The following is a 7,702-nucleotide window of genomic DNA, read 5'->3' on the forward strand; positions in this document are numbered from 1 at the left end:
CCGATCCCCGTGCCGACGCCGGCCACCTCCCTGAGGCCGACTCGGCGCCTCCGGCACCACCCGCTGGAACAACTCCCACAACTCATCCGGCACCAACCGCTCAACAATCCCCACACCGGAAGCCTACCGAACACCCCAAATGAGATGACCTCTAAGTCACTCTCCTTCGTCACCCCGTACGAATGGTTCCTGACCTGGGTCAATGGCCCAGAGGGCCGTCGCCTTGGGCTGGCGCCGATCCCCGAGGTGCCGGTCAGTCTGCGGATGCTACGGAGAACCCTCGCGGTGGAAATGGCGCACCGGCCCGGTGGTCTGCTGGCCGCCAAGATCCATCTCAAGCACATTTCCGTGGTCACCACGGAGGGCTATGCGGACCGCCCCGGTGGGGCCCAGTCGGTGCTGATGGCCGAGTTCGGCCAAGAGGAGCGGGAGCACAAGATGCGCGTCGCCCTCGACGCTTTCCACGACTACCAGAACGGTATCCGGCCTGCGGGGCCTGGCGCCAGCGACCTCCTGGACTTCTTCGCGTTCGTCGACGAACAGCTGGATTCCTCCGGGGCGCCGAACATCAAGCGCAGCGACCGGGAAGTGACGAACCTGCTCGCCAAGCGGGCGAAGTCCCTACACCTGGGGCCGGCGAACTACTGCTGGTTCCTCGATCCGTCCAAGGCGCTGTGCCTCAAGCTCGCAGGGGCTCACGCCCGCGGGGCGACGGAGCCCTTGATCGGCATGTGCGATTCGGCGCGGTGCCCGCAGGCCACCCACCATGCCGGGCACCGCCCGGTGTGGGCGGCCAGCGCCGAGAGCAAGAAGGTGTTCATCGCCACCATCGGACGCGCTCAGCGGACGGAGAAGGCCCGGCTGGGTACGGAACTCGCCCGCGATGAACGGGTGCTGGCCGAGATTGACGCCCTCTGCGGAACGGGGGCATGACGTGGCCCGTATCAGCGACGAGACCCGGCGGGACAACGAGGCGGCCATTCGGCACGTCATGGAACGGCTCCTTGCCGGTGACGTTCCCCCGGGCGGCAAAATGCGACATCAAGGCCCTCGCGGCCCAGGCCGGGGTCGCCCGCACTGGTTTCTATCCCAAGAAGAACCGAGACGGCTCACCGCGGCCTGGCCCCTACCAGCACCTGGCGGAGGAGTTCGAGCGCCGGTTGGCTGAGCTCCGGGAAACGGGCGTGATTCCGGACCCGCGGGCTGCACAGATCGAGCGCCTCAAGGAACAGGTCGCCGGGCTGAAGGGACGCCTCGCCGCGTGTGACGCGCAGATCGGTGGGCTCACTGACTTCAGGGAGCGGGCCCTGTCGCAGATCGCCGCCCAGAGGATGGAGATCGAGCGGCTTCGCGATGTCTTGGCCGCGCCGTCGAATGTCCGTGCTTTGCCGAACAGTTCGGGAGCGAGTGCGCCGTACGGATCGTGTAGTTGACCGCCCGCTCCGGCACCGGTTTCGGCCGGCACCCGCACAGGGTGCGGTACTGCGGCGCCTACGAGAGCGTTCATGTACAGGGGCGGGGCATCCGGTCGACCCGAACTCGCCTGCAGCATCGTCGGCCTGAGGTGTCTCCGCATTCTGAAAGATCAGTCAGAGAGATAGGACCCTTTCGTATACGCACTGTTCGTCCTGATAGCCGCACACCCATCCGTCCATGGGGACGGCGTGGTCGTCACCATCGCCGCGCCGACGCTGGTAATCCACGGCGACCACGACCACCCAGAGATTGCGGCCCGGACGGCGACCACTACCTGCCACTGCCACTCCATACGCCCGAACGTCTCACCAAGCTACTGCTCTCACACCTGCCCTGACACGCGGATTATCACCGATCTGCAACTATTGGCGATTACTCCCCGCTTCGCCGCCGTTGTGGCGCCTTTTTCCACCGCCAACCGCGCCCCAGTACCCACCACTGCGGCCAATCAGGTGAAACACCTTTGGCGCATAGCTGGCGTGGCACTCAAGTACTAGATTGTGAATGAAACAAGCTCTTTGATGTGACGTCAAGACGTTCCATGGGTCGAACTAAGGTGTGGGCCGACAATGCGACTGGCTCTGGTGACGTGCTTCAACGCCGACTGGGTCTTCGGCAAGGTTCCCTCGCCCTACGTGCCCTTGAACCTGCTGGGTCTGGCCGCCGTCGCGCGGCGCAGCGGCCACGATCCGGTGGTGGTGGACCCCACGCTCGCCCTGACAGACGGTCTGGTGACCGATGGGCCTGACTTCCACCGGCAGGTGGCGGAGATCATCTGCTCGTCCCGGCCAGACGTCGTCGGCCTCACCACGATGTGCAACTCCTATCCGCAGACGCTGACGCTGGCCCGCTGGTGCCGCGAACTGGACCCCACCGTCCGCATCCTGCTCGGCGGCCCGCAGGCCTCGGTGGTGGACGTGGCGACGATGCGCGAGTTTGGCTGGATCGACGCGATCGCGCGCAACGAGGCGGACCGGTCCCTGGTTCAGGTGCTCGACCGATGGGCGGCAGGGGACGACCTGACCGGTGTCGCCGGAGCCACGTGGCGGGGTGCGGACGGCAACGTGGTCCGCGAGCCCGCCGCGCCGCTACTGCACGACCTGGACGATCTGCCTTTCCCGGCCTACGACCTGTACCCCTTCGAACGCGCCACCGTAGCCCTCGCCCCGGTGGAGGCGGGGCGCGGCTGCCCGTACGGGTGCACGTTCTGCTCGACGAACGTGTTCTTCAACCGGGACTACCGGATCAAGTCGCCGGCCCGGCTGATCGCCGAGATGCGGCACCTGCGGGACACCTATGGGTTCACCCGTTTCGACCTGGTTCACGACATGCTGACCGTCGACCAGCGGTGGGTCAGGGCGTTCTGCGCCGCCCTGCTCGACGGCGGAGATGGGTTCGAGTGGGCGTGCAGCGCGCGTACCGACCGGGTGGACGATGCCCTGCTCACCACCATGGCCGCGGCAGGCTGCCGGGGGATGTTCTTCGGCGTCGAGACCGGATCGCAGCGGATGCAGCCGCTCGTGCGCAAGAGGCTCCGGATCGACCACGTGCTGCCGGTCATCCGGTCCGGCACCGAACGGGGGATCTCCTGCACCGGATCCATGATCGTCGGCTTTCCCGAGGAGACCCTCGACGACGCCATCGACTCCCTCGACCTGGCGCTGGACATCCTGCAGCTGTCGCCGGACACCCAGGCGCAGATGCACCTCCTCGCACCACTGGTCGGCAGCCCGCTTTACGAGTCGCACCGCGACGAGTTGCTCTTCGACGGGCACAGCTCCGACATCTCGCTCTTCCTGCTGGACGAGGAGGAGATCGCGACGGTCACCCGTCACCCCGACATCTTCCCGAGCTTCTACCACATCCCGACTCCCCACCTCGACCGCGATCTGGCCAAGGCGATCTCCGCGATCACGTACACCTGCCCGACGCTGTTCCTCGCGCTGCGCCGGGCAGGCGCCGACCTACGTCAGGTGCTGATGGGCTGGACGCGGTGGCTGCACCGGCACGTCGGCCCGGAGCGGCTTCGGCCGGACTACTACATGTACGCCTTCGTCCCGGACCTGTGCCGGTACCTGGAGGCCGAGGTACTGGAGTCCCTCGGGCCGACCACCCCGGTGCTGCGCGACCTCATGGCGTACATCGAGGTGCGGTACACCCTCCAGCGCCGGCTGAGCGGGGCCCAGACGGAGTTCCATACCTTCGACTGCGACGTCCGGGCACTGACCGGGTCGCTTCGCACCGGCGGCGACCTCGACGTCGAACGCGTAGCGTCCGACCTGCTGTTCGTGAACCTGACGGCGTCCCGGGAGCGCGGCTTCGCCTTCCTGGAGGTGTCCGTACCCCGCGGCGGCGACGCGCTGGTCCGGCCCGGTGACCGGCTGGAGATCCGCGACCCGGTGCGACAACTGCTCTCGCGGCCCGAGCTGATCATCCGCAACACCTCACAGCGCCGCGCGTTCGCCGCGAAACACCATCTGACCGAGCGGCACCTGACGGCGCTGGGACTCCGGCGAGAGCCGGCCGCCGCCGTTGCCGGGTAACCGGGCCGCCGGGATCACGCAACAGCACGGTGCTGTCGCGTCGTGCACACCGAGAGACGAAGGAGCAACCACCATGGCCGGAGACGTGGCATCGGAGCGGACCGGACCCGCTGGCGACCTGCCGTTCGAGGCGCTGCCGTTCGACGACCTGCCGTTCGAGGACCTTCCGGTCGGCGAGCTGGGACTCGTGGAGCTGGAGTCGCGTATGGAGGCGGAGGCCGAGGCGGGAGGCAACGTCACGGTGGTTCAGACGATCGTCTCGGGCGAGTGGTAGCCGACCGGGTGAACGGGGACGCCCGGATCGAGCGGCACGTCGGCTGGCGGGGCGACAGCGCCCTGGTGGAGGAGGACCGGCGGCCGCTGCGCCGTCGGGTCGCCCGCCTGCTGCAGGTGGACGGCCTGCCGGCAACGGCCGGCCTGCCGTCGGAGCGGCGCATCGCCGTCGGTGTGGACCCCCGGATCTTCTACACCTATCCACTGCTGTTCTACACGTCCTTCCCGGACGTCTCGCTGGCGCAGCTGCGGGCGCTGTCCACCAGCGGTTCCTACCTCTTCGACTACGTGCTGACGCTGGACGAGGTGCTGGACCGCCCCTCCTCATGCACCGGTGGCAGCCTGCTGCTGGGCGCCGCGCTCCACCGCGAGGCGCTGCACGGGCTGCACACGCTGCTGCCGCCCGGCAGCCCCTTCTGGGGGCACTTCGACCGCTATTTCGAGCACTTCTGCCAGGCGGTGCTGCGCGAGGAGGCACGGCATCGCGGCCTGCTCCAGCCGTACCCGCGGGAGGAGCTGGAACTGGTCTACTCGGGCAAGTCCGCGATCGCGAAGGCCTGCCTCGCGGCGCTGGCCGTACTCGGCGGCGACGAGCGGCCGCTGGCCTGGCTGGAGGCGTCGCACGACTCCTACTACGTGGCGTTCCAGCTGGCCGACGACCTCACCGACTGGCGGATCGACTACGAGCGCGGGCACTACTCGTACCCCCTCACCCTGGCGTTCCTGCGGGCCGGCTGGCAGCGACGGGTGGAGTCCGGCGATCGGCCGCCCGTACCCGAGGTCGCGGAACTGCTCGCCCGACAGGGCGTGGTCGAGGAAATCCGCACCCTGGCCCTCGAATATCTGGACCGGGCCTCGGGGACCGTCGAGAGCATGACCGACGGCAGCTGGCCAGCAGCCATTCGGACCACCCGGGAGCGGATCAGCAGCCCCGCGTTCAGCCTCGGTCCGCCGCCTGGGCAGCCGGGCACGGCGGCGGCTCCCCGCGGTGCCGAGGCGGGGCCCGTCGGATGGCGGGGCGATCCGCAGACGCCGGCGACTCCGGTTGCTCCGTCCTGGTGGCCCTGGCTCGATTCCCGACGGGCGCCGTCCGTCCCCCGGCCGGCGCTCCTGGCGGAACAGCTCCGGACGCTGGACACCGCAGGTCCGGCGCACACCACGGGCGAGGCCCTCTGCCAGGTGGGCCTGGCGATCGCTGCCTCCCGCCGGGCCTTCCCGCAGCACGGTTTGGCCGAGCACATCGGGGTCTCGGCGGCCGAGCTGGACTGGCTCGACCAGCACGGACCGTGGCTCGACGGCCTCCTCGCACTCGGCCTCGACGAACCACCCGAGCCGTGGCACCCCGACCGCCTCAGCACGCCTGGCACAGCGCCAGGTTGGGTCCCACCGGCGGTCGGCCGGTATCTCGGCCACCGGCTGGTTGCTCAGTGCGCGCAGGAGCGCCTGCCAGGCCCCGCTCCCACCGTCGACGCGCTGCTCCGCAGCTACCGATCCCACTCCGTGACGTGAGGCGACGACGGCCATGACCCTGTTGCTGATGGAGACCCGCTACACGGATCAGACGTTCGCGGAGCAGTGGTTGGCGCGGCGCTGCCGCGAGGGCCCGACGCGGCAACCTCCGCGACCGGTCGCCGGGGCGTTGTTCGACCACTTCCCGTTCCTGCTGTACGAGTACTTCGCCACCGTGCCGATGAGCGCGGCCCGACGGGTGGCCCTGGCCGCACGCGCGGGCGGAATGACCCAGTTCCTGCGGTACCAGCAGCGCCGGGGACTGTACGCACCCGCCCAGGCCGAACGTGACTGCGCCTGGCTGCAGCAGTTCGCCACCCGGGAACTCCGAGGCGTCCTGCCTGCCGCGGAGCGGTTCTGGCAATCACTGTCCACCGGGTACGACCAGCTCTCGCATACACCCACGGCCGGGGTGCTGCTCGCGCACACGACCACCGAGGCCTTCGCCGCCCGGGCCGGGAGGCCGGAGCTCACCGGACCGGTGACGGAGTCGCAGACCCGGCTGTATGCCGGGCTCACGCTCTATCAGGACTGCGTGGGCTGGAAGGAAGACTTCCTGCACGGCCACCCCTCGCAGCTTGTCCCCCGGCTGCTCGCGGAGCTGGGCCACCCCTCGGCGGCGCCTGACACCGAACGTGCCGCGCTGGTCGCCGACGCGGCCCGCCGCTTCTATTACGGCGGCCTCGCCGAGCACACGCTCGACGTGGCCGCCGAGCACCTGTGCCGTGCGCTGGCCGCGGTGACCGACCTGCCACGCGGGGGCTGGGTGCAGCAGCTCGTCGGCCTGCTAGCAGATGTGCGGGGCCTGCGTGCGGACCTCGACCGCCTCCGCCGTGCCGGGCTGGCCGGTGCGCGCGACGCACCAGGCCGGGGCCGGCAGGCAGCCCGGGAGCGCGTGGCCCCGGACGCTTTGGGTATCGCCTCGGCGGCCGCGGCCCGCTACCTCGGCAAGGAGCAGGACGTGGCCGGCCGCTGGGGCGACTTCCTGCTGCTGGGGCAGCAGAGCACCTCTTGGGTTACCAGCTACGTCGGCTGGAACCTGTCTTTTGTCGACGCGTCGGCGGCCGCCCTGGACCCTGCGGCGGACTGGCTCCTCGCACACCGGGAGCCCGACGGGGGATGGGGATACAACGGTCAGTGGCCCATGGACGTCGACTCCACGGCGAACGCCCTGTTGTTCCTGACCCAGCACGGCGTGCTCGAGCCGGACCAGTGGCGGCCGGCGCTGGAGTGGCTCCTGTCGACGCAGCGACCCGATGGCGGGTTCGCCACCATCGTGGATCCAGAACCCTGGCTCGTACGTTTCCACTCGGACGCCAGCGACCTGCGCGGCTGGACCTCCTCACACGCCTGTGTGACGGCCGTGGTCACCCTGCTGCTCGCCGGCCTGGACGGAGCCCGGGAGAGGGGCCACGCGCTGCGCAGCGTGCGCTGGCTCCAAGAGCACCAGCACCCGGAAGGCTACTGGGAGGCCTACTGGTGGATGGGCCGGCTGTACACCACCTGCCGCGCGGTCCAGGCGATCGGGGAGTTGAGCCGTCGTGTCGAGCTGCCCGACGCGGTGCCGTCCCGGGCGCGGGCCGCCGAGTGGCTGCTTGGCAGTCAGCACCCCGATGGGGGCTGGGCCGGCGCACCCAACCGGTCCGCCGGAGCCTTCGACACCGCGCTGGCCGTGCAGGCGCTATGCGACCTGCGCATGACGCCTCCCGGAGGTGACGGCGCGGCCCTCGGCACCGCCCTCGCCAGCGGCACCCGGTGGCTGCTGAACCATCAGCTCCCCGACGGCAGCTGGCCTGTCCTCCCGATCTGTCAACGGCCACTGAGATGCCCAGGTGGGTGGCCGTTGGATGACCAGGCTGGTGGCCATCAGAAACCCAGGTGTGTGGCCAGTGGTGTTCCTG

General features: G+C 69.7%; 6 protein-coding genes and 1 pseudogene. All 7 read left to right on the forward strand.

From position 1 onward, the window contains the following. Window positions 1-933 (forward strand): annotated as a pseudogene (locus ACFYR3_RS45305) (hypothetical protein); the annotation flags it as partial. Window positions 934-1,004: 71 nt separating this feature from the next. Continuing rightward, window positions 1,005-1,433, forward strand: coding sequence for a hypothetical protein (locus ACFYR3_RS45310; protein WP_389288243.1), 429 nt, complete (start codon window positions 1,005-1,007; stop codon window positions 1,431-1,433). A gap of 231 nt (window positions 1,434-1,664) precedes the next feature. Beyond that, the gene (locus tag ACFYR3_RS45315) at window positions 1,665-1,973 is read left to right on the forward strand and encodes a hypothetical protein (RefSeq protein WP_389288245.1); all 309 of its coding nucleotides are present in this window, start codon (window positions 1,665-1,667) and stop codon (window positions 1,971-1,973) included. A 72-nt stretch (window positions 1,974-2,045) separates the two neighbouring features. After that, entirely contained in the window at window positions 2,046-4,019 is a 1,974-nt protein-coding gene (locus tag ACFYR3_RS45320) for a B12-binding domain-containing radical SAM protein (RefSeq protein WP_389288247.1), read from the forward strand. Between the two features lie 73 nt (window positions 4,020-4,092). After that, window positions 4,093-4,293, forward strand: coding sequence for a hypothetical protein (locus ACFYR3_RS45325; protein WP_389288249.1), 201 nt, complete (start codon window positions 4,093-4,095; stop codon window positions 4,291-4,293). A gap of 8 nt (window positions 4,294-4,301) precedes the next feature. After that, the gene (locus ACFYR3_RS45330; protein ID WP_389288251.1) at window positions 4,302-5,801 is read left to right on the forward strand and encodes a hypothetical protein; all 1,500 of its coding nucleotides are present in this window, start codon (window positions 4,302-4,304) and stop codon (window positions 5,799-5,801) included. 13 nt (window positions 5,802-5,814) lie between these two features. Continuing rightward, the coding region (locus ACFYR3_RS45335) for a prenyltransferase/squalene oxidase repeat-containing protein (protein WP_389288253.1) at window positions 5,815-7,702 on the forward strand (1,888 nt) is incomplete at its 3' end.

The organism is Streptomyces sp. NPDC005784, from assembly GCF_042871525.1.
In the GTDB taxonomy this organism is placed as follows: Bacteria; Actinomycetota; Actinomycetes; order Streptomycetales; family Streptomycetaceae; genus Streptomyces.